This is a genomic window from Microbacterium sp. RG1, from assembly GCF_005347485.1.
Classification (GTDB): Bacteria; Actinomycetota; Actinomycetes; order Actinomycetales; family Microbacteriaceae; genus Microbacterium; species Microbacterium binotii_A.
Window position 1 is genome coordinate 187,546 of sequence record NZ_CP034121.1, and the last position, 23,755, is coordinate 211,300.

Genomic DNA, 23,755 nt, shown 5'->3' on the forward strand with positions numbered 1-23,755 from the left:
ATCTGGTGTCGATCATCGTGCCGGTCTTCAACGCCGAGCGGCATTTGGAGAGTTGCGTCGACTCGATCCTTGCTCAGGACTATCCTCGGCTCGAGGTCGTCCTGGTCGACGATGGATCCACAGATCGCTCCGGAGAGATTTGCGACGACCTCGCCGTACGAGACCCCCGGGTGAAGGTGATCCATCAACCCAACGGCGGGATCGGTTCGGCTCAGAACAGCGGATTGGATGCCGCGACGGGGTCCCTCATCACGTTCTGCGACAATGACGATCTGATGAGCTCCCGGATGATTGGACGCCTCGTCGATCTCCTGGTGACGAACGACGCCGACATGAGTTGCTGCCGGTGGCGGAGCGTCGGCGAGAGTACGGCCGTCGCCGCGCTCTCAGCCCACCGGGATGATCCGTCCGGGTCGCAGATCGTGTTCGAGGACCCAGGCTACTGGTATCAGCGTGAGTTTAGCCTCCTGTTGCGAAGACTTCGCGGCACCGAGTTGCGTTACTTCAGTGAAGCGAACTGGGGAAAGCTCTACCGAAGTGAGGTCTTCGAGGAGGTGAGGTTCCCCGTCGGACGTTATGCTCAGGACGTCGCCGTCGCTATGGACCTGTACGTGCGGATCCGGCGCGTGGCATCCTGCGAGGACGCGTTGTACTTCTGGGTTCAACACCCGCACAGCGTTTCGCATGCCGCGCGCGACACAAGCTACTTCCACGACATCGTGCGTGCGCACGGCCGATCCTTTGATCTCGCGGTGGCTGCGGGGATCACGCCTGCCCGGGCCTACGGGGGAATGCGCACTCTCGATCTCGAGCGGAAGAGCATCAAGTCAGCGGCCGATGCGGAGCTCTACCGCGCGGACCGCGCCTTCGTGCGGACTCGCGTCGCTACTCTCACTGCCCGGCAGAGGACGATCTGCTGGCTCCTTCACCGCGTGCGACGGCTCGAGGTACTGGTGTACCGGCTGACCGTGCACCGTCGCCGCTGAACGGCGGTGCAAGCACGCCCGGCGTCTCATCAACGGCTTCCGTCGGCGCGGGGAAAACGCGCATAGCGAGCAGCAGAAGGACGAAAATACCTGCAAACGCGACAGACCCCATGATCCACGTCACCGTCGGGGACGGGGCGCCCGGCCACCACCACTCGATGTTGGCGTCGAGATTGGCCGCGGAGCCATCCGTTCCGGTCGTGTAGCGCCGGATGTTGGTGCGAAGGGCGACAGAGGCAGCGATCGTCAGAGCGCCGCCGGCTAGGAGGATCCGAGCCGGACTCCACGCCCGCTCCGCGTCGAGTCGGAGTGAGGCGACACCGATGGCGATCATCATGAGGGGAAGGATGTAGCGCGGCTGCACCTGGGTGCCGACAAGTGCATTCGACTGGTACAGGAGCACGAACGGCACAGCCCACATGGCGACGAGCGCCAGCACGATCGCGACGCTGCGGCGCCAGTCGGGCCGGTTGATTCCGACGAACAAGGCTCCCGCGAACACCGCAGTGCCGAGGACCCAGACGACTCCGGGCAGGACGGTGTCGAGCCAGCCGATCCCCCAGCTCCCGAGAGCGCCTGTCCACAGCGTCGGCACGTTGAGGAGGTTGAAGACGATCTGCGCGCCGCTCAGGGGCGGTTCGTTGTTACTCAGCCCGGACACGACGGCACTGCTCTGCGCCGAGCTCAGGTAGAACGCGGCGGCCACGACGATCACAGCCGCCCCGGCAGTCAACGGGACGATCAGCTTGCGCAGCGAACGGATCCCCATCAAGAACGCGAGCATCACGCCGAATACCGCGTACGCCGCTGCATCCGCGCGGGCTCCCGCGCCGACCACCGTCCCGAGGACGGCGAAGGCTGCCAGCGTGATCTGCTGCCTTCCTCTCGTTTGGGTTGCGCCATATGCCGTCACCCAGACCGTCGCCGCGGAAAGCAGCGCCCACGAGGACGGGTTGATCGAGGAGTACATGAAAAGTCCCAGAGGGACACTTGTGGCAAGCACGGACACCAGCAGCGGAGGCCGAAGTCCGCGAGGCAAGGCCCAGAAGACCGCTGTCAGCAACCCGACGGCGAAAGCGCTGTTGAACAGCCGCATCGCCATCACAGACGCTTCGAGATTCGGCGACGCGAAGATCGACATCGTCGCGTAGAACACTCGCGGATAGAGCCCGTCGACATTCGCCCGCGGCACGACCGTCATGCCCGGACGCTCGGGGTTCCAGCATGCGGCGCTCTGCTCGGGTTGAAACGCGTAGCAGTTCGAATCCGTCAGCGCCGCGGGGATGGCGCGCTTGACAGGATCCCCATGGTTCTCGCAGATGCCGCCGCGGTCGCCTAGGCCGCACCACACGGCCGCCAGGTGGAAGTCCTCGTCAGGTGTAGCCGCGACGGGAGAGCTGACCGACCACGCCGCCAACGCGATGAACGCGAGAATCGGAGTGGCGATGATGATAACGAGGCGCTGCCAGAGTCGTCGGGGTCGATCCACCTCAGCAGCTTAGACGAGTCGACCCCGATCGACCGTGCGCCGGCGAGGGCATCGGCGGGCGGCTTGATAAGCTCGATTCACCATGGATCCGGCCCGCGTGCGCACGCTCATCATCGTTCCCGCCTGGAACGAATCTCGCAATGTCGGCAACACCGTCCGCGAGATCCTGCACATCCTCCCGGGAGTGGACATCGTGGTCGTTGACGACGGTTCCACCGATGACACGGCCCGCGTCGCAGCCGACGCGGGTGCCCGTGTGCTCAGTCTTCCCTTCAACATGGGCGTCGGAGGCGCGATGCGCACCGGCTTCACCTATGCACAGCGGCATGGATATCAGCAGGCGATTCAAGTGGATGCCGACGGACAGCACGACCCGAAGGACATCGTCCGTGTACTCGAGGGTCTGGAATCCGCCGATATCTCCATCGGTGCCCGCTTCGCCGACACGGGAGACTACGAGGTGCGCGGTCCGCGTCGGTGGGCGATGAGATTTTTGGCGAGTGTGCTCTCCAACGTTGCCGGCACTCGGCTGACCGATGTGACGAGCGGTTTCCGCGCCGCCAACGCTCGCGCGATCGATCAGTACGTGCGCTACTACCCGGCCGAGTACCTGGGTGACACCGTGGACTCACTCGTCAACGCTGTCCACTCTGGCCTGACTGTGAAGCAGATTCCGGTGTCGATGCGTCCGAGACAGCACGGCAACCCGAGCCAGAATCCCGTCGGTGCGGCGATCTATCTGCTTCGCAGTACGTTCGCACTCGCTCTCGCGCTCATGAGAGGGCGCCGCAAACAGGAAGAGGCCAGCGCATGATCGCTGTCGTCGCCGCGATCGTCTTCGCCATCGCGGTGCTTCTCTTCATCGTCAGCATGCTGCTACGCCGCCGGCTGCGTGAGAAGTACGCGACCCTCTGGCTCGTCATCGGCATCGCGATCCTCGTGCTGTCGGTGTTCCCCGGGCTCCTCTTCGGCTTGGCAGACCTGCTCGGTGTGGCCGTGCCATCAAACCTCATCTTCGCGCTGGCCATCGTGCTGCTCGTGGGGGTCGCGCTGCACCTGTCGTGGGAGCTGTCTTTGGCCGAGGATGAGGTCCGTCGGGTCGCAGAGGACGTCGCCATCCTCCGTGCCGATGTCGCTGACCTGCGCGCCGCGCAGGAGAGAGCTGCATCCGCCGAATCGGACGAGCGTGGAGACGACTGACTCCACGCGACGAGGGCTCAACGCTGTCCTGCTGTCCATCGTCGTCGCGGGCATCCTTGGTTACGCGATCCAGCTCTCGGCTCCTGCGCTGACCGACGCGGCGACGTATCTCGGATTCTCGGTCTTCTGGTCCGCTATCTACCTGGGCGGGTCGGCGATGGCCGGAATCCAGCAGGAGATCTCCCGGGCCGTCCACCCTGGCCACGACCTGCATTCAGGGAGGGCCCTGCGCGCCTTCTTGCTGGGGAGTGCACTGCTCGTCCTCCTTATCGCGATCGTTGTCGTCGTACTGTCGGGAGACGTGCTCTTCGCTGGGCACAAGATCGACTTCGGTGCGGCGCTATGTTTCGGTCTCGTCGGCTACCTGTGCACGTCCGTGCTCACCGGGGTGCTCTACGGCATCCGGCTGTGGAGCGCGGTCGCGTTCGTGGCCATTCTGGACGCGGTCATCAGAGCTGTGCTCGTCGTCGGCGCCCTGGTGATGGGTGCGCCGCTCGGGACTCTGGTCATCTTCATCGCGGCGCCGTTCCTGCTCGCTTCGGCGATAACGTACTTGGTGTATCGGCGGCGGCTGCGCCACGCGTTCCGTCTCGACGTGAGCCTGCGTGTGCTCGCCTGGCAGGCAGCTGGAACAGTGGTTGCAGCGGGGTCCGCAGGATTGCTCATCAGCGGTATGCCGATGCTCATCGGTCTCCTCGCTCCCACCGCGGCCCCATCGGACACAGCGGCTCTCATCCTGACGATCACGGTCACCCGGGCGCCCATCGTGATCCCCATCATCGCGCTGCAGAGCTTTCTCATCTCCGCTGTCCTTCGCGGCAGGGCGAGGCCAACAGCGCGGCAGCTGCTGAGCGCGTCGGCGGTGGCGGTGGTGGTGACTGCCGTCCTCGCCGTCATCGCTTGGTTCATCGGCCCTGGGATCATCGGCCTGATCTCCACGGGGAAGTACGAGATCTCGTCGATGACGGCGGCGGTGGTCGTAGCCAGCGCCGTTCTGGTTGCATGGATGTCCCTGCTCGGCCCAATGTTGGTTTCACAACGTCGTCACGCAGCCAACGCGACCGCATGGGTCTTCGCTGCGACGTTGACGGTCGTGTTCCTCGCGATGCTCCCCGAGCGCTGGGCGATCCCCTTCGCTCTTGTCGTCGCACCGGCCGTGGGCGTCGCGTTCACGATGCTCGCACTGTTGCGTCCAGCGCGAGAGATGTCTCACTAGTCGACGCCCGCGCTGACGCGCATGAGGACCTGGGTTTGGGTGCGACTCCTTTTCGACGCGCCAGCCCTCTGGCTTGCAGGATCGTCCGCCCGGGTGGTGGGAGGCGGGGCTGCTCAGCTGGCCGGGCTCGCGGTGGATCGGTAGAGTGCCAAGGTCAGCGCCCGAACGTAAGCTCACAGGCGGCTCGTCGAGCGTCAGCGGATCCTTCCTTGATCATCGCGGGAAGGACGCTGAGCGCGTGCAGCCTCGACATCAGCCTCCATCGCGCTGCCCGCGCGGCCTTGTGCCAGCCGCGCGCCGCGGCGGCATCTGCGCACTCTCGGTAGAAGCGGCGCTCGTCGATGAACCTCGAGCCGTCGCGGAGAGCCGACTGGGACAGGCTGCCCGCGTGCCGTCGATATGCGAAGCAGGTCACCCCCGTGTATCGCAGAGTCCCGTCGCGCATGGCGATATCCACAAGGAGCGCAAGGTCCAGGATGATGGGCAGCCCGTCTCGGAAGCCCACCGCCCTCACGCTCTCCACGCGTAGCGCGAGAGACGGCCAGTAGAGCCAGTTCCCCCGCAGGAGGCTCTTCGCCATGTTCTCGCCGTGCAGCGTCGTCGGTCGTCGCGGGGTGAGCAGTCTCAGCTTCACGGTATCGACGAGTGTGCGTGCGGGCCGCCCCTCGGCATCGATCACGACGACCTGCGGCTGGATGACATCGACCTCGGGGTGTGCGGCCACGATGGAACGAACATGGGAAACGTAGTCCGGGAGGAGGAGATCGTCCGAGCCGAGGACGACGACGTGACTTCCCCGGGCGGCGTCGACGGCCCGGCGGAAGTTCTCCGTGATCCCGACGTTCGTCTCATTCCGGCGATACTCGATGCGGGAGTCGCCCAGCGTCGCGACATAGGCCTCGATCTCGTCGCCAGGATAGCCGTCGTCGATGATCGTCAGGCGCCAGTTCGGATCCGTCTGCGCGCGAACGGAGTCGATAGTCAGCCGGAAGATCGCGGGATCGCCCCAGAACGGCACGCAGATGTCGAGTGTCATGATTCCTCTCGGGCGCGCAGCTCGTCGGGCGCGCGACTGTCGGGCTCTATTGTCCCAAACTGGCTGGGTATACGACTCAACTAGGCTGAGGGAAGCGGCCGTGAGGCCCGATGCCCACTCCAGAACAGGTTCCTCCCTATGGATCTCCTCATCGTAGGCTCCGGCTTCTTCGGTCTCACGATCGCGGAGCGCGCTGCCGCCGCCGGTCGCTCGGTCACCGTCCTGGAGCGCCGCCCTCACATCGGCGGCAATGCGTACAGTGAGCACGAGAGCACGACCGGCATCGAGGTGCACCGCTACGGCGCGCACCTGTTCCACACCTCGAACGCCACGGTGTGGGAGTACGTCAACCGCTTCACCGCTTTCACGGACTACACGCACCGTGTGTACACGACCCACAACGGCACCGTGTTCCCGCTGCCGATCAACCTCGGCACCATCAACCAGTTCTTCCAGTCCGCGTACACACCTGATCAGGCACGCGCACTCATCCACGAGCTGGCCGGCGAGTACGACCCGAAGCGGGCGCAGAATCTCGAGGAGCGGGCGATCGGGCTCGTCGGGCGGCCGTTGTACGAGGCCTTCATCCGCGACTACACGGCGAAGCAGTGGCAGACCGATCCGCGGGACCTTCCCGCCGAGGTCATCTCCCGCCTCCCCGTCAGGTACACCTACGACAACCGTTACTTCAACGACACGTGGGAAGGTCTGCCGGTCGACGGCTACACCGCGTGGCTCGAGCGCATGGCGGATCATCCGCGCATCGAGGTGAAGCTCAGTACGGACTTCTTCGACGAGTCGCAGCCGCTGAACAAGAACGCCCTCGTCGGCCGGGTTCCCATCGTCTACACCGGACCCATCGATCGGTACTTCGATTACGTGCAAGGTCCGCTCTCGTGGCGCACCCTGGATTTCGAGCAGGAGGTGCTCGACATCGGCGATTTCCAAGGCACGAGCGTCATGAACTACGCGGATGCGGACACCCCTTACACCCGTATCCACGAGTTCAAGCACTTCCACCCTGAGCGAGCCGACCGGTATCCGAAGGACAGGACGGTCATCGTTCGGGAGTACTCGCGCTTCGCCGCGCGCGAGGACGAGCCCTACTACCCGGTGAACACCGCGGAGGATCGTCAGCGCCTTCTCGCGTATCGCGAACTCGCGAAGGGGCAGCGCGACGTCCACTTCGGCGGGCGTTTGGGGACCTACCAGTACCTCGACATGCACATGGCGATCGGCTCCGCGTTGTCACTGTGGAACAACACCCTCGCGTGAGGGCACACACCGGATCCTCGGGCTCGCCCGGCTATAGTTTCTCAGTTGGTGCGAACGAGAGGTAGTGGCAGCACTTGAACGAGAGCGCAGCCGTCAGGTTCAGCCGATTGGCGTCTCAGCCTCTGCAGCCCGTGACGCCCAGTCGCGAGGGGCTGCGAGGTTTCGGGCGCACGGTCACCGAGATCTGGAATCACCGCCAGCTCCTCTCCTTGCTGGTCCGTCGCGACGTGAAGGCGCGGTACAAGGACAGTGTCCTGGGGCTGCTGTGGACCCTCATCAACCCGCTGGTGCAGCTCGCGGTCTACTTCCTCGTGATGGGCCAGATTCTGGGCGCGGCGCGCGGCATCCCCGATTTCGCCGTCTACATCTTCTCCGGACTCACGGTCTACGGATTGTTCTCCGAGACGCTGTCGGGTGCCACGGGCTCGATCGTCGCCAACGGCGGGCTCGTGAAGAAGATCTATGTGCCCAGAGAAGTCTTTCCACTTGCGGCCACGGGATCGGCGCTGTTCACGTTCGGCGTCCAGCTCCTCGTGCTGATCGTGGCGAGCTTCACTCTCGGTACCCCGAATCTCTCCTGGTCTCTGCTCTACTTCTTCCCGTCGGTCTTGCTCATCCTGGTCTACGGTCTCGCGTTCGGCCTGCTGCTTGCGGCCCTCAACGTCTACCTGCGTGATGTGCAGTACCTGACGCAGGTCGTGCTGATGCTCGCCCTGTGGGCGTCGCCTATCGTCTACGCGTGGACGATGGTGGGCGACGTGGTGACCCGCTTCGGCCTGCCCGGTTGGCTTCTCGACGTCTACACCGCGAGTCCCCTGACGCTGGCCGTGTTGGGGTTCCACCGAGCCTTCTGGGGCAGTGGGACCGCCTCCGACTACCCGCCGGATCTGCTCATGCGGATGGGGATCGCGTTCCTCATCGGCATCGTGCTGGTCTTCCTGTGCCAGCGCGTCTTCGCGCGGCTGCAGGGCAACTTCGCGCAGGAGCTGTGACGTGAGCGAACAGACATCGGCAGTGCCAGAGGTCATCGTTGTCGACGAGGTCTCCAAGACGTTTGCGCTGCGCAAGGACAATTCGCTCAAGGAGCGGATCGTGACCCTGGGGCGCCGTGGTCGTCAGCATCGCGAGGAGTTTCAATCCCTCAAGGACGTGTCCTTCACCATCCCGGCAGGTTCGTCGATCGCTCTCATGGGACCCAACGGCTCGGGTAAGAGCACGCTTCTGAAGGTCATCGGCGGCATCATCGAACCCACATCCGGCTCCGTGCAACGCCGCGGTCGGTTCGCGGCCCTGCTCGAGCTCGGGGCAGGCTTCCATCCCGATCTCTCGGGACGCGACAACGTCTACCTCAATGCGTCGATTCTCGGGCTGAGCAAGGAACAGACGGACGAGCGATTCGACAGCATCGTGGCGTTCGCAGAGATCGGGGAGTTCATCGACACCCAGGTCAAGTTCTACTCGTCCGGAATGTATGTGCGTCTCGCGTTCGCGGTCGCTGTGCATACCGACCCGGACATCCTCCTCGTCGACGAGGTGCTCGCCGTCGGCGACGAGGCTTTCCAACGGAAGTGCATGGACAAGATCCGCGAGTTCCAGCGCGAAGGGCGCACGATCGTTCTCGTCTCGCACTCCGCCGCCCAGGTGATGGATATCTGCGATCAGGGCGTCGTCCTCCAGCAAGGGGAAGTCGCCTTCATCGGCACCGCGGCCGAGGCCACCAAGGTGCACCGCGAGATCCTCGAGGGGAAGCGCAAGCGGACCGTCGACGCCGAGGAAGCGCAGGCGCACGAGCACGTGGAGCGGGCGTCCATCACGGGGATCCGCATCCTGTCTCAGGATGGTGACGGGCTCACCAACTTCACATCCGGCGAAGAATTGACCGTGGTCGTCTCCGTCCGTCACCTTTCGCCGCTGCAGAGCTGGAACTCCAGCATCAGTATCGACACCCCGCAGGGCCAGCAGGTCTTCGGCACGGGGACCCGACGCCTGGAGTCGCCGCACGGTGCGGCGCAGCCCGGGGACACCGAAGTCGTCTACCGGCTCCCCGCGCTGGCGCTCGCCGGCGGCCAGTACTTCATCAACGCGGAGGTGTCCGACCAAGACGGCGTCACCTTGGACGTGATGTGGCAGGGAGTGAGCTTCTTCGTTCCCATGGAGCACCGCCAGACGGGAACCGTTCGGGTCCACGCCTCCGTCGAGGTGCGCTGAGGCGTCAGTTCACGCCTCGGCGCTTACCCAGTCCCACTGCCGTCGAAGCCCTTCGCGGAGCTGGACACGCGGACGCCAGCCGAATGCGCGCGCGAGCGCGGTCGTGTCGCCGCTCGTTCGACGCACGTCACCACGTGCCACAGCCTCGCGGTGGATGTTCAACGGCTTTCCGACGATCGACTCGATCTCCTCGAGCACCTCGTTGACGGAGTGACTGCCGCCCCCCGAGACGTTGAAGACGGAGCCGGCCGGCGTGGGCGTCGTGCCCGACCGCACCAGCGCCTCGACGATGTCGTCGACATAGGTGAAGTCGCGGATCTGTTCTCCCGTTCCATAGATGGTCACCTGCTGTCCGTCGCGCGCCGCCCGGAGAAAACGCGTGAACGCCATGTCCGGGCGCTGGCGAGGACCGTAGACGGTGAAGAACCGCAGCGACACCGTCGACAACCCGAAGTTCGCGGCGTACAGGCCGCACAGGTGCTCTGCGGCGAGCTTGGTCACACCGTATGGACTGCGCGGGCACGGCAGAACCGTCTCTGCAGTGGGGAACGCCTCTGCATCCCCGTACACCGAAGAGGAAGACGCGTACACGAGCCGTAGGCCTTCGCGGCATCGCGCAGCTTCCAGGAGCCGCTGTGTGGCGAGGACGTTGGCGCGCGCGTAATCGGCGAACGTCTCGCCCCACGAGGAACGGACGCCCGGCTGACCGGCGAGGTGGTAAGCAACATCGACGCCGTCGAGCAGTGGGCCGAGGTCGGCGTCTGCAAGGTCGTCCTGGACGAACGTGAATCGAGGGTGTGCGATCGCGGCGAGGTTCCGTCGCTTCAGCGTGCCCGCATAGTAGGCGGAAAGGTTGTCGACGCCGATGACATCATGGCCCTCTGCGAGCAGGCGTTGCGAGAGGTGACTGCCGATGAAGCCCGCGGCTCCCGTGACGAGCGCGCGCATCAGATCTCCGTTCCCATCCGAGCAGTTTACGACTCTCGTCGCCGCGGGGCCGACCGCGCCAGCCCGATAGGCTGGCTGGCGTCCAGCGCGTTCAGGAAGGCATCGATGAAGATCTGCGTATACACAGTGCTCCTCGGCGGCTACGACGCCTTGCTCGACCAGTCGGTGGCAGTCGATTCGGGGGCGGACTTCGTGTGCTTCACTGACGATCCGGGTCTGGCCAGCGACACGTGGCGGATCGAGCTGATCGAGCCCATCTTCCCGCAGGACCTGCATCGCAGCTCACGGGTGTACAAGATCCTGGGGCATCCTCTGTTAGACGCTTACGACGTCACGGTGTGCATTGACGCATCCGTCCGTCTTCGGGCAACGCCGGAGCGCATCGTCGAGGAATTTCTGACGGATGACGTCCAGATGGCGCTTGCGGAGCACAGCTATCGCGATTCCGTGCTGGACGAGTTCGACGAGGTCGTTCGCCTGAACTACGACGATCGCAGCCGGGTGTACGAGCAGCTGACGGATTACGCCGTCCATCATCCGGATGCTCTGTCCGCCAAGCCGCTGTGGGGCGGGCTTCTCGTTCGCCGTCGCAGCCCCCGTGTCGCGGACGCGATGCGCGCATGGTTCGACCAAGTGCTGAGGTACTCGCGTCGGGACCAACTCTCCCTTCCGCATGCGCTACAGACGACAGGCCTGCCGTACCGTGCCGTGCCGCTGGACAACTTCAACTCGCACATCCACGAGTGGCCTGTGATCACGAACCGCAAGATCAGCCTCGGCAAAGCGCCAGCTCTCTCCTCGGGGCCGATGATCGCCGAAGTGCAGCGCGGCAGACGCCGTATCGCGGAGCTCGAGCAGGAGCTTCGGGAGGTCGGTCACGAAGCGGTGCTTACCGTTCGTGAGGAGAACGCCTGCCTGCGCGTCCAGATCGATCAGGGCACGGCCGAGCGTGCGCGACTGGAAGCTCAGCTCGATGCTCTTCGTCGGCGGATGTGGGAGAACGAGCGCGTCTTCGCCAGATCTCGCTCGATCTCGGGGTCGACGAGGAATCTCTTCAGCGCCCTCGCTCACAAGCTCACGCGACGGCGTCGACCAGCTGACGGATGATGCGCTCGTCGGTTGTTCGCGCGGCGATATCTTGCATCGCGTTCTGTGCGCGCCGCCACTCGTCGCCCATGAAGGTGTCTCGGGCGTGCTCCAGTGCCTCGATGATCGTCTTCTCCTCGGTGTTGCGCACCCAGTAGGGGTAATCGTCGGGCAGCCAGTTAACGGCTTCGGCTTCATCGCGCCCGATCAGGATGTTCGCGCCGCCGGCGGCCGCCGTGAACCCCTTCAGAAACGGCTTGTGACGATCGAGAGCGCGGTGCCTGCGCATCGCGTAGTGCAGATTCGCGCCCGGCACCTCCCGTATCCAGGCGTCGTCCTGACGGGAAGTGTCGACCTGCACAAAGCCGACCAGCGATGAGATCTGCTCGGTGATGATCGTGTTGACCGATTCGCCGAAGTAACGTGCGACGAATGTGTCGGCGGATGCGGGGTCCGATGTAGCGAGTGCGTCTCGCACGCGTGGATCGACGTGGTGGTCGATGCGGACGATCCTGGCGCGCGGCCAGCGATCCCGATAAGCGCCTTCCGCCGAGATGGATGCGGCGACGACGCAATCCGCGACGGCTGCGACCTCGTCGGAAACGTCCTCATCGACCGGATCGAGAAGCACACGACAGCCTCGACGACGCCATCGGGAGATCTGGTCAGGGGAGACGCTGCGCGCTGCGCCCTTCGTGAGGAAGAGATCCGATGACCGCGCATCGAGGTCGAGCGGCTGGAACGTGATTTCGCGATCCATGAGGCCACTGCGCTCGACGAGCGCGGAGAGCTGTCCGCCGCGCATCACCGAGGTGCCAGAGCCTGCTGTCTGGGGAGTGTAGAAGAACCGCAGTGCGCGGCGGCGTTTGTGCCAGAGCATGGCCACGATCGTAGCGAGTGAACCGTGTCCCGCTCCCGGGACCTCGGGCGCTGGCCAGGGTTCGTGCTCGGGACCTGCGCGCCGGTGCCATCTAGACTCGATCTCGATGAACACGGCCGCCGTCGGAGCACCCGGGACGCCCCGGCGATACCTCCACTCACTGTGGCTGCTCTCGGCCCGCGATCTGAAGGTCCGATACGCGACCAGCGCACTGGGCTATCTGTGGTCGGTGCTCGATCCGCTCGTGATGAGTGCGATCTACTGGTTCGTCTTCACCCAGGTCTTCGGGCGGGATGTGGGCGAGAAGCCCTACATCGTGTTCCTCATCACCGCACTGTTGCCATGGGTCTGGTTCAACGCGGCGGTCACCGACTTCACCCGTGCGTTCAACAAGGACGCCAGACTCGTGAGGTCCACCGCCATCCCGCGGTCGATCTGGATCAACCGCATCGTGTTGAGCAAGGGTGTCGAGTTCCTGTGCTCGATGCCCGTGCTCGTTCTCTTCGCCGTCTTCGGGGGAGCGACGGTCGGGTGGGGCCTGCTCCTGTTCCCGGTCGCGGTGATGCTCCAGGTCGCGCTGCTGGTGGGGCTGGGGCTCATCGTCGCGCCGCTGTGCGTCCTGTGGGGTGACCTGGAGCGCACGACCCGACTCATCCTCCGGGCGCTCTTCTACGCCTCGCCGATCATCTACGGCGTCTCGGACCTGCCCGCGGGCTTCCGCGAGGTCGCGGCGTTCAATCCCCTCGCGGGCATCTTCACGCTGTACCGCGCGGGGTTCTTCCCGGATCAGTGGGACACTCTGTCGGTGGTCACGGGTGCGGTCGTGAGCCTTGTGATCCTCGGGCTGGGCGTCCTGGTCTTCCGACGCCTCGAGCGACCCGTGCTGAAGGAGCTGTGATGGCCGCGGACGTCGCGATCGATGTGCAGAAGCTCGGCGTCCGGTTCCGACGCAACCGGAGGGGCCGACGCAGCCTCAAAGACCTGTTCGGCGGTGCATCCCGTCGCGCTCGCCCGGGTGAGTTCTGGCCGCTGCGCGATGTCAGCTTCACCGTCGCCCCGGGAGAGTCGATCGGTGTCGTGGGACGCAACGGGCAGGGCAAGTCGACGCTTCTCAAGCTCGTCGCCGGCGTCCTGCTGCCCGATGAGGGCTCCGTTCGCGTCCTCGGCGGTGTGGCGCCTCTGATCGAGATCACCGGTGGCTTCGTCGGAGACCTGACGGTGCGCGAGAACGTCCGTCTGACCTCTGGGCTGCACGGCATGAGCCGCGCCGAGATCTCCCGGCGCTTCGACTCGATCATCGATTTCGCGGAGCTCGAGGATTTCGTCGACACCCCCTACAAGCATCTGTCGAACGGGATGAAGGTGCGGCTCGCCTTCGCCGTCGTCTCCCAGCTCGAGGAGCCGATCCTGCTCGTCGACGAGGTCCTGGCCGTGGGCGACAAGGCCTTCCGGGAGAAGTGCTATCGGCGCATCGACGAGTTGCTCGCCGAGGGGCGGACCCTCTTCTTCGTCAGCCACAACGAGAAGGATCTGCGCCGTTTCTGCACGCGCGGACTGTACCTCGACAAGGGGGCGCTCAAGATGGACGCACCGATCGCCGAGGTCCTTGAGCGCTACAACACCGACTACGCGGCCGGCTGAGGCTGCGTGAGCGGCGGCATGGGCTTCCAGGAACGGTCGCGCGTGATCCTGCGTCCGTCGCGGAGTCCTCGGAAGAGGTTGCTCGTGCCGCGCACCTTGCGTTCGACGACCACCAACCGGATGAGCTCTTTGGCGAAGGTCATCGCGGTGCCGAGCCCGAAGAGGAACGGGTTGTACACGCCGAGTTCGCGATAGTAGCGCTTGATGTACGCGCGGTTGCGCATGATGTAGTACCGGTACGCGTCGCTCGAGGCGTTCATGTGGCGGATGCCCATGTCCCACTGCTTGATCTCGCGCGTTCGGCGCAGCACGAACTCGTCGACGATGACCGAGGTCGTCACGCGTGACGCCAACCAGCCGTACAGCTGGTCGTCCCAGTAGATGAAGAACCGAGGATCGGGGAGCCCGATCTGCGTGACGATGTCACGGTGGATGAACATGCCCTCGAAGCAGCCGGAGTTCATCTCCTTGAATCCGGAGTCGTCGAAGCCCGCGGGGGCGAAGGGGATGGGGATGCCCATGCGGTCGGCCACGCGGTACTGCCAGTAGAACTCGCTGCCGTCGTAGTCGTAGCGGCGACCCTGGATGCTCTTGAACCGCGGAGCCCACTTCCCCATGCGTGCCAGACCGTCAGGGAGTACTTCGACGTCGTCGTCCATCAGCCAGATCCACGCGGAGCCGAGCTCGTAGGCGGTGCGCATGCCCTCGCTGAACCCGCCGGATCCACCGGTGTTCGTCTCGAGCCGGCGATACACGACCTGCGTGTTCAGGCGCGGACGGAACTGCTCGATGACCTCGGTGGTGTCGTCGGTCGAGGCGTTGTCGATCACCACGAGGTGGCCCGGTGCGGGATCCATCGCCTCGATGCTGGTGAGCAACCGCGTCAGCAGAGCGGACCGGTTGTACGTCACGACCACGATCGTGGCGGATGCGGGATCGAACGGGGCGTGGGAGGGCACGTCGGGACTCTCGGATGCGGCGGCCATAGCGACCCGATCCTACCCCGGTCGACTGAAGGCTCAGCGGGTGCGCTCTTCGGGAAGCAGCGGAGACGCGGGGTCGCCGCTGTCGAGTCGGTCGCGCCAGGAGCGCGACTGCCCCGCGCGGCTGGCGCACACCACCAGGAGCAGCCATCCGTATCCGAACAGCGTGAAACTCTCGAACACCGAGTCGATGAGCAGCGCGGTGAGCACGAGGGGCGTCCAGGTGTACACCACGGCTCGTCGGTTGCTGGCCTCGAGCCACGACCGTACGAGCGCGACGACGCAGAACCCGGCGAACAGCAGCAGGCCGAACCATCCCACCTGCAGCAGGACGTCGAAGTAGGCGTTGAGCGCCGAAGCGTGGCGCTCGCCGAGGTTCACGTTGATGGAGAGGAACGGAAACTCCGTCGTCGACCAGGTGCCGTACCAGCCCCATCCCTGCACTGGGTGATAGCGGACGTAGTCGAGGATCGTGTTCCACAGGTCCGCACGGGTCGAGAAGTCGCTGCCGGCACCGAGCATGGCGATGATGGGGCCCCGGGCGGCGTAGGCCACCGCCAGTGCGACCACGACGATCCCGGCAAGCGTCGCCTGCAGCATCGGCCTCGACGCCGGCCGGGTGTGGCGTACGACCATGAGCGTCAGGGTGGCGAGACCGACGATGAGGGCGATCACGATCACGGTGGGGGAGTCGCTCAGCACGGCCAGTCCGCCCGCGAGGAGCACCGAGAAGACCGCGAGGCCGGGGCGCACGGACTGGGTGCGCCACTCCACGAGGAACGTGATGAGCGCGAGCACGGCGACGAAGCCGAGCGCATTGCGGGTGCCGAAGATCCCCTGCACCGGGCCGAGCTCGGCGATGAGGCCCTGCACGCCCAGCAGGGGGAAGGGCATGTCGATGAGGATGCCGAAGAGGATCTCGACGCCCAGGGACACCGCGAGCAGCCATCGCATGACGTCGCCCAGCGCGCGGGCGGTCTGCAGGGTGTCGCGCACGTGGGCGATCGTGACGCCCAGCAGTGAGAGCGCCGCCAGAGCCACCCAGCCGATGAGGGACTTCGGCTGATCGGTCGACCAGAAGACGCTCACCAGCGTCCACCCGAGAAAGAGCGCGAGCGTCGCGGAGGCCAGCCGCAGCGGCGACAGCTCTCCGCGGCGCGCGACCAGCATCGCGACGGCGAGGGTGCAGAGTCCCGCGACCATCGTCACATACGTCACCCGGCCCATGAGGCGCTCGATGGCGAAGGCGCCGAAGGTCGTGCCGAAGACGACGAGGGTGAACGCGCGCGCCATCCGGGCCGAGCGCAGCAGCTCGCCCACGCCCGAGGCGGCGGGGGCGATCATCCCTGATCCGACACGGGATCGCCGCGCTCGATACGCCACGACGTCTCCGCGGGGCCGACGCCCAGCAGCGGCGACTGTCGCACCTTCAGCCCGAGCAGGACGACGAGCATCCAGCCCCACACCACCAGTGGGCCGGATTCCGCGAGACCCTGCACGAGCAGAACGGTGGCGACGAGCGTGGGCAGCAGCGTCAACGGTGAGTACGGGCGGTCATCGCGCAGGTCCCAGCGCGGGCGGTCGATCGCGAAGAACCAGGCGCGCCAGATGAAGGTCACGTAGACCCCGGCCATCAGAAGAACGCCGATCACGCCGAGTTGCAGGAAGACGTCGATCCACATGTTGTGCGCCTGCATGACCGTCTCGCCGTGGTCGACGATCCAGCCGTCGAAGTGGCTGTCCCAGGGCAGCCACGGTGATGCGAAGCCCCATCCGATCAGCGGATGCTCGACGGCCCTCGCCAGCACCTGCTCCCAGATCCCCTCGCGCCCGGTCAGATCAGCCGACCGGCCGAGGGCTGAGAAGAGCGTGTCGCGAGCGAAGAAGAGGATCGCGGCGCCGGCGAGGGCCACCCCGGCATAAGCCGCGTAGTACACCGTGCGTCCGCCGGGCTTCGTGACGGTCCGCATGAGCAGCACCGTCACGAGCACGACGACCACGGCGGCTGCCGAGAGGTAGGCGGTCGCGGAGCCGGCGTGAACGAACAGCAGTCCGGCGATCGAGATCCAGATGATCGCGGAGACCCGCCGCTCGGCGTGCGCCGCCCAGCGGATGGAGAAGACGATGAGTCCGAGCAGTGCGATGACCGCGAGGAGGTTGGCATTTCCCTGGATGCCCTGGATGCGCCCGTCGAGGTCGAAGAGGTTGTTGCGGGACCAGTAGACGATCGGGTCGTACTTCACGCCCCGCTCCGGAAGCACCCAGCCGGGCAGGATGGGTCGCCGCACGAGCAGCGACACGACGAGCTCGAAGGCGAGTGACAGTCCTAGCGCCCACTTCAGCGCGGCCGAGACGGCGGCGACGATCTCGCGCCAGGTGAGAATCGCCGCCACGAAAAGCCCCTGGCCCGTGGTGATCAGCCACAGCGCGAGCGTGGTGCCGGTCGTCGCGGGCCACGCCGTCCAGATGAGCGATGCCGTCGCCCAGACGCCGTAGGCGAGGACGAACCAGGGCAGGCGGCGCATGTCGACCGGCGGCCGGACCAGAAGCCACACCACCAGGGAGACGACCGCGGTCGCGACCACGATCACGGTCGAGACGGCGACTCCGAAGGCCAGCGTCCACGCGGTGCCCGCGATCGCCTGGAAGAGGACGAACACGCACCACGCGCGCAGCAACAGGTGTCCCGTGCGCTCGCGCAACGGCGGTGCGGGTGCGGGACCTGCCGGATGTTGGGTTCGGACGGCCATGATGCCCTCAGATTATCCCGGGAGCCTTCTAGGCTGGGGGTGTGCTGGCCGAGCTGACCAACGTCCCCCGTGACTACCCCTGGGGCTCCTCCCATCTCATCGCGGACCTGCAGGGCCGTCAGCCCTCCGGCGTGCCCGAAGCCGAGGTCTGGTTCGGCGACCATCCCGGATCGCCCGCCCAGCTCCCCTCCCTCGGAATGACGCTGGATGCCTGGTTCGACGCGCAGGGCGCGGGGGCGGAGCAGGCGGTGCGACTGCCCTATCTGCTCAAACTGCTCGCCGCGGGTTCGCCCCTCTCGATCCAGGTGCACCCCTCGAGAGCGCAGGCCGTCGAAGGCTTCGCGCGGGAGGAGGCGGCCGGCATCGCCCGGGATGCGGCGCACCGCACCTACAAGGACGACAACCACAAGCCCGAGGTGATCGTGGCTGTCAGCGACCGTTTCGAGGCGCTGGCGGGGCTTCGCCCGCTGGCGGCGACGCGGGACATTCTCGCGTCCCTCCCACAGAACGAGGGTGTGACGGATCTCGCACGGGCGCTCGAGGGGGCCGATGACGCCTCGACGTTGCGCGAGGTCCTCGGCTGGCTGCTCTCCGGTCGGGCGCAGAGCGTCGTCGACCAAGTGATCGCCGCCGTACGTGAGGCCGCCCAGGCGACGTCCACCGACCACTTCGTCGCGCTGGCCCGTGTCGCCGACGCCTACCCGTCGGATCCGGGCGTCGTGGTGGCGCTGCTCATGAACCATGTGGTGCTGGCGCGAGGCGAAGCGATCTTCGTGCCGGCCGGCGTGCTGCACGCCTACCTGTCCGGTCTGGGCGTCGAGATCATGGCCGCCAGCGACAACGTGCTGCGCGGCGGCCTGACGCCCAAGCACATCGATGTCGACGAGCTGTTGCGCATCCTCGACACGACACCGGGCGAGGCGCCGAGACTGCCGGCGATCGTGGGGGAGCCGGGTGTCGACGTCTTCGCGCCCGGGATCGCCGACTTCGAGCTGCTGCGCGTGACGGTGGACGAGGGGGAGGTGCGTCGTGTCCGCCTTCGCGGACCCGCCATCGCCCTGGCGACCGTCGGCGCGCCGGTCGTGTCAGCCGCTGACGCGAGGGTGCAGCTCGCTCCGGGGGCCGCGGCATTCGCCACGCCCGACGAGCAGCACCTCGAGATCACCGGTGCGGGCGAGCTGTTTCTTGCGATGCCGGGACGCGGAATCGTCGCCTCGTAACGAATCCGCTCCATCGACACGCCGTCGGCGCGTCGTGAAGATTAAAGTGTGGGTTGAGGGTTTACGATCCGCGACTTGCTTTCCTCGAATCACACCTGTGTAATTTAGGCACCCGCCCACCGCGGGTCGTGATTTCGAGATCGTGGGGAGAGCACATGGCGAGCGCACCGTACCGCTCAGGCGTTCCCGACAACTGGCACGTCGATCCGGTCTTCCTCGGGGTCCCCGGCGTCCGTCGCGAAGCTCCGGTCGACGACGACAATCCGCTGTCGTGGCAGACGGATGCGCTGTGTGCGCAGACCGATCCCGAGGCCTTCTTCCCTGAGAAGGGCGGCTCCACCCGCGACGCGAAGCGCATCTGCACGACCTGCGATGTCCGCGACGAATGCCTGGAGTACGCGCTGCGCAACGACGAGCGGTTCGGGATCTGGGGCGGGCTCAGCGAGCGCGAGCGTCGCAAACTCAAGCGTCGTGTGAGCTGAGCGCCCTGTCGAGATCGCCGATTGCGGCGCGTGCACCTCGCGCGTCGCGAACTCGTGCTTAGGCTGACTCAGTCATGTCGGCCCGTGTCCACGCTCTCCTCGTCGTGCGCCCTGAAGGGCGTACGGCTGCCGCGGCGCATCTCGAGCGCACGCTGTCCGCCCTCGCTGCGCAGACCCGCCCGGTCGACGCGCTGACGATCGTGCTCTGCGGAGGTGACTCCGCGCTCACGCAGCTTGTCACCGCATCCGGTGCGGAGGGTGTCATCACAGCCGGCGCCTCGACGTCGTTCGCCGACGCGGTGCGGCTCGCCTCGGTACGCATCAGCGGCGAGTTCGTCTGGCTTCTCGCCCAGGACACCGCGCCGGAGCCGGAAGCGCTGCAGCGACTGCTCGCCGGACTCGAACGCGCGCCCTCGGTCGCTGTCGTCGCTCCCAAGCTGGTGGAGTGGGAGGAGCCGGCTCGCATCGTCTCGCTCGGCGTGACGATGACGACGTTCGGCCGCGCGGTCGAGAAGGTGCACGACGAACTCGACCAAGGTCAGCATGACGGCGAGGAGGACGTCCTCGGGGCCGATGTGCGCGGTGTGCTCGTGCGTGCCGACCTGTGGCGCACCCTCCGCGGTGTCGATCCCGCGCTCGGCGGCGCGGACGAGGGCCTCGATCTCGGTGTGCGCACCCGTCTGGCGGGACACCGGGTGAGTCTCGTGCCCACCGCGCGGGTGGCGGTCGCCGGCGACGGCGTGGCCGGCCTTCCCGCGGCCGCGACCGGACGCGCCCGTCGGCGACGCGCCTACGCCCGCCGACTCGCCCAGATCCATCGCCGGCTGGCGTACGCTCCGGCCGCGGCGGTCCCGTTGCACCTGCTCTCGCTCATCCCGTTGGCGCTGTGGCGTGCGGCGGCGCTGCTCGTGGCGAAGCAGCCCTCCCGGGTGCTGCCCGAGTGGGGCGCGTCGATCGTCGCCTTCTTCCGGTGGGGTGCGATCGCCGCATCCCGGGGAGTCATCCGTCGCTCACGCGCAGCCGCGTGGTCCCAGCTCGCTCTGCTGCGCATCACGAGGCCTGCGCTCCGGCAGCGTTTCGACGCGGACGCCGACGCCGACGCGATGAACCGACCGGTGCGCGGTGAGCTCCACTTCTTCACGGGTGGCGGCGCGTGGCTCGTGCTGGCGGGATTGGTGGTCTCGGCAGCCGCATTCCCCGCCCTCCTGGCATGGCCGGCTCTGGGCGGCGGCGCACTCGAGCCGCTGCGCGCGACGCTCGGTCAGCTCTGGGCCGACGCGGCGTTCGGCGCCCGAGCCACCGGCCTCGATATGGCAGGGCCGGCCGACCCGTTCGCCGCCGTCGTGGCGCTGCTCGGTTCGCTCTGGCCGGCAGACCCCTCGCGCATCCTCGTCGTCCTGTGGCTCGCCGCGCTCCCGCTCGCTGTGCTGGGGGGCTGGTTCGCGGCCACGCGTCTCACGTCGCGGTCGCTGCTGCGCAACACGGCTGCCATCGCCTGGGCGCTCGCGCCCACCTTCTGGAGCGCCCTCGTCGAAGGCCGGCCCACGGGCGTCATCGTCCATCTGTTGCTGCCCTGGCTGTTCTACGCCGGGGCCGTCGCCCACCGGTCGTGGGCCGCGGCGGGTGCGGCGTCCTTGTTGCTGGCCGGTGTGCTCGCGTGCGCGCCATCGCTCGCGCCCGCTCTGATCATCATCTGGATGCTGGCGATGATGCTCGTCGTGGTCGCGCGCGGCGGACGTGGGGCAGGACAGATCGTCTGGACCGGCGTTCCCGCCCTGGCACTGTTCGCGCCCCTCATCTGGGCTCAGCTGCACGGCGGAACGGTGTGGGGCCTGCTCGCCGATCCGGGCCCGGTCTGGGCGGGCGCACAGGCAGGAGCAGACGCGGCAGGCCGCTTCGCGCTCGCGGCGGGGTTCCCGACCACGGACTTCGCCGGATGGGCCGGTCTTCTCGGCTCCACGAGCATCGGCCCCTTCGTCACCGCGGTGGTCGTCCTGATCGCCCCCCTTGCGGTGCTCGCTCTGCTGTCGCTGCTGACCCCGCGGTGGATGGTCGCGGGTGTGCTGATCGTGATCGCGCTCCTCGGCATCGCCACGGCCTTCGCCGCCGTCGGCTTCGCCGTCTCGGTCGACACCCGAGGCACCCCCGTGGCGCTCTGGCCGGGCGCCGCTCTCAGTCTCGCCTGGCTGGGGATCGTCGCAGCCGCCACGGTGACCCTCGATTCCGGCGTTCCGGCGCGAGCCGGCGGGCTGCGCGTCTTCGGCGCCGTCGCCGTCATGGGAACCCTCGTGGTCCTCGCCGTTCCATCGGTCACGGCGATGGGCCGGGGGCAGAGCGGGCTGCAGATCGGTTCGCCGTCGACGCTGCCCGCCTACGTGGCGGCGCAGGGACGCGATGACTCGAACGTCGGCACGATCGTGCTCTCGCCCCTGGCCGACGGCTCCGTCGCAGCCCAGGTGGTGTGGGGCGGGAGCGAGACGCTGTCGGGTGTCTCCACGCTGGATGCGACCCGCACCGTGGCCTCGGCCTCCGACGAGGAGGTGGCCGCCCTCACCGCGGATCTCGTGACCTCGACCTCGGAGGACGTCGTCGCACGCGTTGCGGCGGCCGGAATCCGCTTCATCGTGGTTGCTCCCGAGTCCTCGGACGAGAGCGACGCGGCGCGCGCCTTGCGGCTCTCGGCCCAGACGGCGCTCGACCAGCGCGACGACCTCGACGTCGTCGGCGCGACGCCAAAGGGCACGCTCTGGCGCGTGACGACGGACGTGGCCGAGCGACCAGCGCCCAGCCCGGAGATCGTGCGGCAGGCCTGGGTCGTCACGGTGGTCCAGCTTGTCGTCGTCGCGATCGCCCTGCTGCTCTCGTTCCCCACCGCCGCATCACGCCGCGAGGCTCGCCGCACCCCGCGCACCGTCGGTCCGCGTTCGCGGGAGGAGCAGGTATGAGCAGGCAGCGGATGTGGCGCTGGGCGGCCACGAGCACCCGGCTCGTCGTGGGTGCCGGCCTCGCAGTCGGCATCGTCGGGGCGGTGGGCGTCGGCGTCGCCGCGAACTGGCCCACCCACACGCACGAGCCGCTCGCCGTGGGCGTGACCCCCACACCGGCGGACACGGCGCTCGCCTGCGCAGGGCCCCTGCTCGCGCTCGGACGCGACGCCACGCAAGCCGACCAGATCGCCAGCGCGGCGCCGACCGAGACCGTCTTCGGATCGGACGGCGCGACGCTGACGCAGACGACGGAACGGAGCGCCCCCGATGTCGTCGGCTCCGACGGGCACCCCGTCTTCGTCGCGCCCCCGCTCGACGGCACGCGCTCGGATGCCGCCGCGTCGGCCAGCGGCGCGGTCGCCGCTGAGGACATCCGTGGTTACGCCGCCTCTGCGTGCCAGCCGCCGCTCATCGAGTCCTGGCTCGTCGCGGGTGCGACCACCACGGGATCGGCGGATGTCATCCTCCTCTCCAACCCTTCGGATGTGGCCGCGACCGTCGACCTCACGCTGTACAGCGCGACCGGGGCCTCCCTCCCGCCGTCGGGAAGCGGGCTCCGCGTCGACGCTCACACGCAGCGCCTCGTGCCGCTGGCCGCGCTGGCGGTCGGCGAAGGAGCGCCGGTCGTGCGTGTCACCGCCTCCGGCGCGCCGGTCGCCGCCGCGCTGCAGTCGAGCCTCTCCCGGACGCTGCTGACCGGCGGTGTCGAGCAGAGCGGCGCGATCGTGGGCTCGGCGACGCAGCAGGTCATTCCCGGACTGCGCGTGCCGCAGAGCGCGGTGGATGCGGCATCCGCCGGCGCGACCACCCTCCTGCGACTGCTCTCGCCGGGTGTCGAAGCGACGGCGACCGTCACGGTGCAGGACGACACGGGGCGTACCGCGCTGACGCAGGAGGTCCCGCTCGCAGCGGACCTGCCCACCGAACTCGACCTCGCCGGTCTCTCGGCCGGGACGTACACCGTGCGCGTCGAGGCGACATCCGCCGTCGTCAGCGCCGTCTGGCAGACGACGAATTTCAGCAACGGCGCCGACTTTGCCTGGTACACGGCAGCGGAGCCCGTCGTCGACCCGAGCGTGGTCGCCGTCCCCGAGGGGCCGTCACCTCTCCTGGTGATCGCGGGGTCCACGGTCGGCTCCGCCGATGTCGTGCTGACGCCGCTGAGCGGTGCCACCCAGACGGAGCGGGTCAGCGTCGCGGCCGGCGACACCGCCTCCGTGCCGGTTCAGCCGGGCGCGGTGTACCGCATCGAGACCACGAACCCGGTCCGGGCGTCGGTGAGCTACCTCGCGGACGGTGCGATCAGCGCGTTCCCGGTGTGGCCGGCGGATGCGGCCGCCGCGGAGATCATCGTCCGCCCCTGAGCCC

Annotated in this window: 21 protein-coding genes; 14 read left to right on the forward strand and 7 right to left on the reverse strand. The window is 67.3% G+C overall.

Annotated features, from left to right (window positions below):
* Positions 1 to 5: 5 nt before the first annotated feature.
* Complete coding sequence (locus EHF32_RS00830; RefSeq protein WP_161594042.1) at positions 6 to 986, forward strand: glycosyltransferase family 2 protein; 981 nt, start codon at positions 6 to 8, stop codon at positions 984 to 986.
* Here the strand turns inward: EHF32_RS00830 and EHF32_RS00835 are convergent.
* Positions 892 to 2,475 carry a DUF2142 domain-containing protein gene (locus tag EHF32_RS00835; RefSeq protein ID WP_137416359.1) on the reverse strand — a complete coding sequence of 528 codons (1,584 nt, stop codon included), beginning with the start codon at positions 2,473 to 2,475 and terminating at the stop codon, positions 892 to 894. The two genes, EHF32_RS00830 and EHF32_RS00835, sit on opposite strands and share 95 nt — an antisense overlap.
* Positions 2,476 to 2,557: 82 nt before the next feature.
* On the opposite strand from EHF32_RS00835, the gene EHF32_RS00840 reads away from it, so the two are divergent.
* Genes EHF32_RS00840 through EHF32_RS00850 form a run of 3 tightly spaced genes read left to right on the forward strand, consistent with a single transcriptional unit; the run spans position 2,558 to position 4,891 of the window.
* On the forward strand, positions 2,558 to 3,289 hold the full coding sequence (locus EHF32_RS00840) for a glycosyltransferase family 2 protein (protein ID WP_137416360.1): 732 nt from the start codon (positions 2,558 to 2,560) through the stop codon (positions 3,287 to 3,289).
* Entirely contained in the window at positions 3,286 to 3,675 is a 390-nt protein-coding gene (locus EHF32_RS00845; RefSeq protein WP_202876828.1) for a DUF2304 domain-containing protein, read from the forward strand. The genes EHF32_RS00840 and EHF32_RS00845 overlap by 4 nt, the downstream gene beginning before the upstream one ends.
* Positions 3,662 to 4,891: a hypothetical protein gene (locus EHF32_RS00850; RefSeq protein ID WP_137416361.1), complete on the forward strand. Its 1,230-nt coding sequence runs from the start codon at positions 3,662 to 3,664 to the stop codon at positions 4,889 to 4,891. The genes EHF32_RS00845 and EHF32_RS00850 overlap by 14 nt, the downstream gene beginning before the upstream one ends.
* Before the next feature lie 154 nt (positions 4,892 to 5,045).
* On the opposite strand, the gene EHF32_RS00855 is transcribed toward EHF32_RS00850, so the two are convergent.
* Positions 5,046 to 5,927 (reverse strand): glycosyltransferase family 2 protein, encoded by an 882-nt coding sequence (locus EHF32_RS00855; RefSeq protein WP_137416362.1) that lies wholly within the window; start codon positions 5,925 to 5,927, stop codon positions 5,046 to 5,048.
* 138 nt (positions 5,928 to 6,065) lie between these two features.
* Between EHF32_RS00855 and glf the strand changes: the two genes are divergently transcribed.
* The 3 genes from glf to EHF32_RS00870 all read left to right on the forward strand — a co-directional run bounded on the left by glf (position 6,066) and on the right by EHF32_RS00870 (position 9,410).
* Entirely contained in the window at positions 6,066 to 7,202 is a 1,137-nt protein-coding gene (gene glf / locus EHF32_RS00860; RefSeq protein ID WP_137416363.1) for a UDP-galactopyranose mutase, read from the forward strand.
* A 131-nt stretch (positions 7,203 to 7,333) separates the two neighbouring features.
* The gene (locus EHF32_RS00865) at positions 7,334 to 8,194 is read left to right on the forward strand and encodes an ABC transporter permease (RefSeq protein ID WP_238343755.1); all 861 of its coding nucleotides are present in this window, start codon (positions 7,334 to 7,336) and stop codon (positions 8,192 to 8,194) included.
* A gap of 1 nt (position 8,195) precedes the next feature.
* Positions 8,196 to 9,410, forward strand: a complete 1,215-nt coding sequence (locus EHF32_RS00870; RefSeq protein WP_137416364.1) for an ABC transporter ATP-binding protein — start codon at positions 8,196 to 8,198, stop codon at positions 9,408 to 9,410.
* A 9-nt stretch (positions 9,411 to 9,419) separates the two neighbouring features.
* Here EHF32_RS00870 and EHF32_RS00875 read toward each other — a convergent pair whose 3' ends face one another.
* Positions 9,420 to 10,358, reverse strand: coding sequence for an NAD-dependent epimerase/dehydratase family protein (locus EHF32_RS00875; RefSeq protein WP_137416365.1), 939 nt, complete (start codon positions 10,356 to 10,358; stop codon positions 9,420 to 9,422).
* Positions 10,359 to 10,463: 105 nt separating this feature from the next.
* Here EHF32_RS00875 and EHF32_RS00880 point away from each other — a divergent pair, with 105 nt between their 5' ends.
* Entirely contained in the window at positions 10,464 to 11,465 is a 1,002-nt protein-coding gene (locus EHF32_RS00880) for a glycosyltransferase domain-containing protein (RefSeq protein WP_161594043.1), read from the forward strand.
* On the opposite strand, the gene EHF32_RS00885 is transcribed toward EHF32_RS00880, so the two are convergent.
* Entirely contained in the window at positions 11,434 to 12,438 is a 1,005-nt protein-coding gene (locus tag EHF32_RS00885; protein WP_137416367.1) for a hypothetical protein, read from the reverse strand. The genes EHF32_RS00880 and EHF32_RS00885 overlap by 32 nt on opposite strands.
* Here EHF32_RS00885 and EHF32_RS00890 point away from each other — a divergent pair.
* Both EHF32_RS00890 and EHF32_RS00895 read left to right on the forward strand, forming a co-directional pair.
* Entirely contained in the window at positions 12,431 to 13,222 is a 792-nt protein-coding gene (locus EHF32_RS00890) for an ABC transporter permease (protein ID WP_137416368.1), read from the forward strand. The genes EHF32_RS00885 and EHF32_RS00890 overlap by 8 nt on opposite strands.
* Positions 13,222 to 13,965, forward strand: a complete 744-nt coding sequence (locus EHF32_RS00895; protein ID WP_137416369.1) for an ABC transporter ATP-binding protein — start codon at positions 13,222 to 13,224, stop codon at positions 13,963 to 13,965. The genes EHF32_RS00890 and EHF32_RS00895 overlap by 1 nt, the downstream gene beginning before the upstream one ends.
* Here EHF32_RS00895 and EHF32_RS00900 read toward each other — a convergent pair.
* From EHF32_RS00900 to EHF32_RS00910, 3 genes are read right to left on the reverse strand one after another with little or no spacing between them, the layout of a single operon-like run.
* Positions 13,950 to 14,951, reverse strand: a complete 1,002-nt coding sequence (locus EHF32_RS00900; protein ID WP_137416370.1) for a glycosyltransferase family 2 protein — start codon at positions 14,949 to 14,951, stop codon at positions 13,950 to 13,952. The two genes, EHF32_RS00895 and EHF32_RS00900, sit on opposite strands and share 16 nt — an antisense overlap.
* 33 nt (positions 14,952 to 14,984) lie before the next feature.
* Positions 14,985 to 16,292 (reverse strand): O-antigen ligase family protein, encoded by a 1,308-nt coding sequence (locus EHF32_RS00905; protein ID WP_137416371.1) that lies wholly within the window; start codon positions 16,290 to 16,292, stop codon positions 14,985 to 14,987.
* Entirely contained in the window at positions 16,289 to 17,698 is a 1,410-nt protein-coding gene (locus EHF32_RS00910; protein ID WP_137416372.1) for an O-antigen ligase family protein, read from the reverse strand. Before EHF32_RS00910 ends, EHF32_RS00905 begins: the two co-directional genes overlap by 4 nt.
* A gap of 41 nt (positions 17,699 to 17,739) precedes the next feature.
* Here EHF32_RS00910 and manA point away from each other — a divergent pair, with 41 nt between their 5' ends.
* From manA to EHF32_RS00930, 4 genes are all read left to right on the forward strand, one after another.
* Positions 17,740 to 18,918 (forward strand): mannose-6-phosphate isomerase, class I, encoded by a 1,179-nt coding sequence (gene manA / locus EHF32_RS00915; RefSeq protein ID WP_137416373.1) that lies wholly within the window; start codon positions 17,740 to 17,742, stop codon positions 18,916 to 18,918.
* A 155-nt stretch (positions 18,919 to 19,073) separates the two neighbouring features.
* The gene (locus EHF32_RS00920) at positions 19,074 to 19,400 is read left to right on the forward strand and encodes a WhiB family transcriptional regulator (protein ID WP_137416374.1); all 327 of its coding nucleotides are present in this window, start codon (positions 19,074 to 19,076) and stop codon (positions 19,398 to 19,400) included.
* Between the two features lie 74 nt (positions 19,401 to 19,474).
* Entirely contained in the window at positions 19,475 to 22,345 is a 2,871-nt protein-coding gene (locus EHF32_RS00925) for a glycosyltransferase (RefSeq protein ID WP_137416375.1), read from the forward strand.
* On the forward strand, positions 22,342 to 23,751 hold the full coding sequence (locus EHF32_RS00930; protein WP_137416376.1) for a DUF5719 family protein: 1,410 nt from the start codon (positions 22,342 to 22,344) through the stop codon (positions 23,749 to 23,751). Before EHF32_RS00925 ends, EHF32_RS00930 begins: the two co-directional genes overlap by 4 nt.
* The last annotated feature ends 4 nt before the right edge of the window (positions 23,752 to 23,755 follow it).

Excerpts from the sequence above, each read along its gene's own strand:
- EHF32_RS00890 (WP_137416368.1), top strand. The coding sequence starts at position 12,431 with ATGAACACGGCCGCCGTCGGAGCACCCGGGACGCCCCGGCGATACCTC.
- EHF32_RS00840 (WP_137416360.1), top strand. The coding sequence starts at position 2,558 with ATGGATCCGGCCCGCGTGCGCACGCTCATCATCGTTCCCGCCTGGAAC.
- EHF32_RS00845 (WP_202876828.1), top strand. The coding sequence starts at position 3,286 with ATGATCGCTGTCGTCGCCGCGATCGTCTTCGCCATCGCGGTGCTTCTC.
- glf (WP_137416363.1), top strand. The coding sequence starts at position 6,066 with ATGGATCTCCTCATCGTAGGCTCCGGCTTCTTCGGTCTCACGATCGCG.
- EHF32_RS00930 (WP_137416376.1), top strand. The coding sequence starts at position 22,342 with ATGAGCAGGCAGCGGATGTGGCGCTGGGCGGCCACGAGCACCCGGCTC.
- EHF32_RS00920 (WP_137416374.1), top strand. The coding sequence starts at position 19,074 with ATGGCGAGCGCACCGTACCGCTCAGGCGTTCCCGACAACTGGCACGTC.
- EHF32_RS00905 (WP_137416371.1), bottom strand. The coding sequence starts at position 16,292 with ATGATCGCCCCCGCCGCCTCGGGCGTGGGCGAGCTGCTGCGCTCGGCC.
- EHF32_RS00875 (WP_137416365.1), bottom strand. The coding sequence starts at position 10,358 with ATGCGCGCGCTCGTCACGGGAGCCGCGGGCTTCATCGGCAGTCACCTC.
- EHF32_RS00900 (WP_137416370.1), bottom strand. The coding sequence starts at position 14,951 with ATGGCCGCCGCATCCGAGAGTCCCGACGTGCCCTCCCACGCCCCGTTC.
- EHF32_RS00855 (WP_137416362.1), bottom strand. The coding sequence starts at position 5,927 with ATGACACTCGACATCTGCGTGCCGTTCTGGGGCGATCCCGCGATCTTC.
- EHF32_RS00910 (WP_137416372.1), bottom strand. The coding sequence starts at position 17,698 with ATGGCCGTCCGAACCCAACATCCGGCAGGTCCCGCACCCGCACCGCCG.
- EHF32_RS00925 (WP_137416375.1), top strand. The coding sequence starts at position 19,475 with ATGTCGGCCCGTGTCCACGCTCTCCTCGTCGTGCGCCCTGAAGGGCGT.
- EHF32_RS00880 (WP_161594043.1), top strand. The coding sequence starts at position 10,464 with ATGAAGATCTGCGTATACACAGTGCTCCTCGGCGGCTACGACGCCTTG.
- EHF32_RS00895 (WP_137416369.1), top strand. The coding sequence starts at position 13,222 with ATGGCCGCGGACGTCGCGATCGATGTGCAGAAGCTCGGCGTCCGGTTC.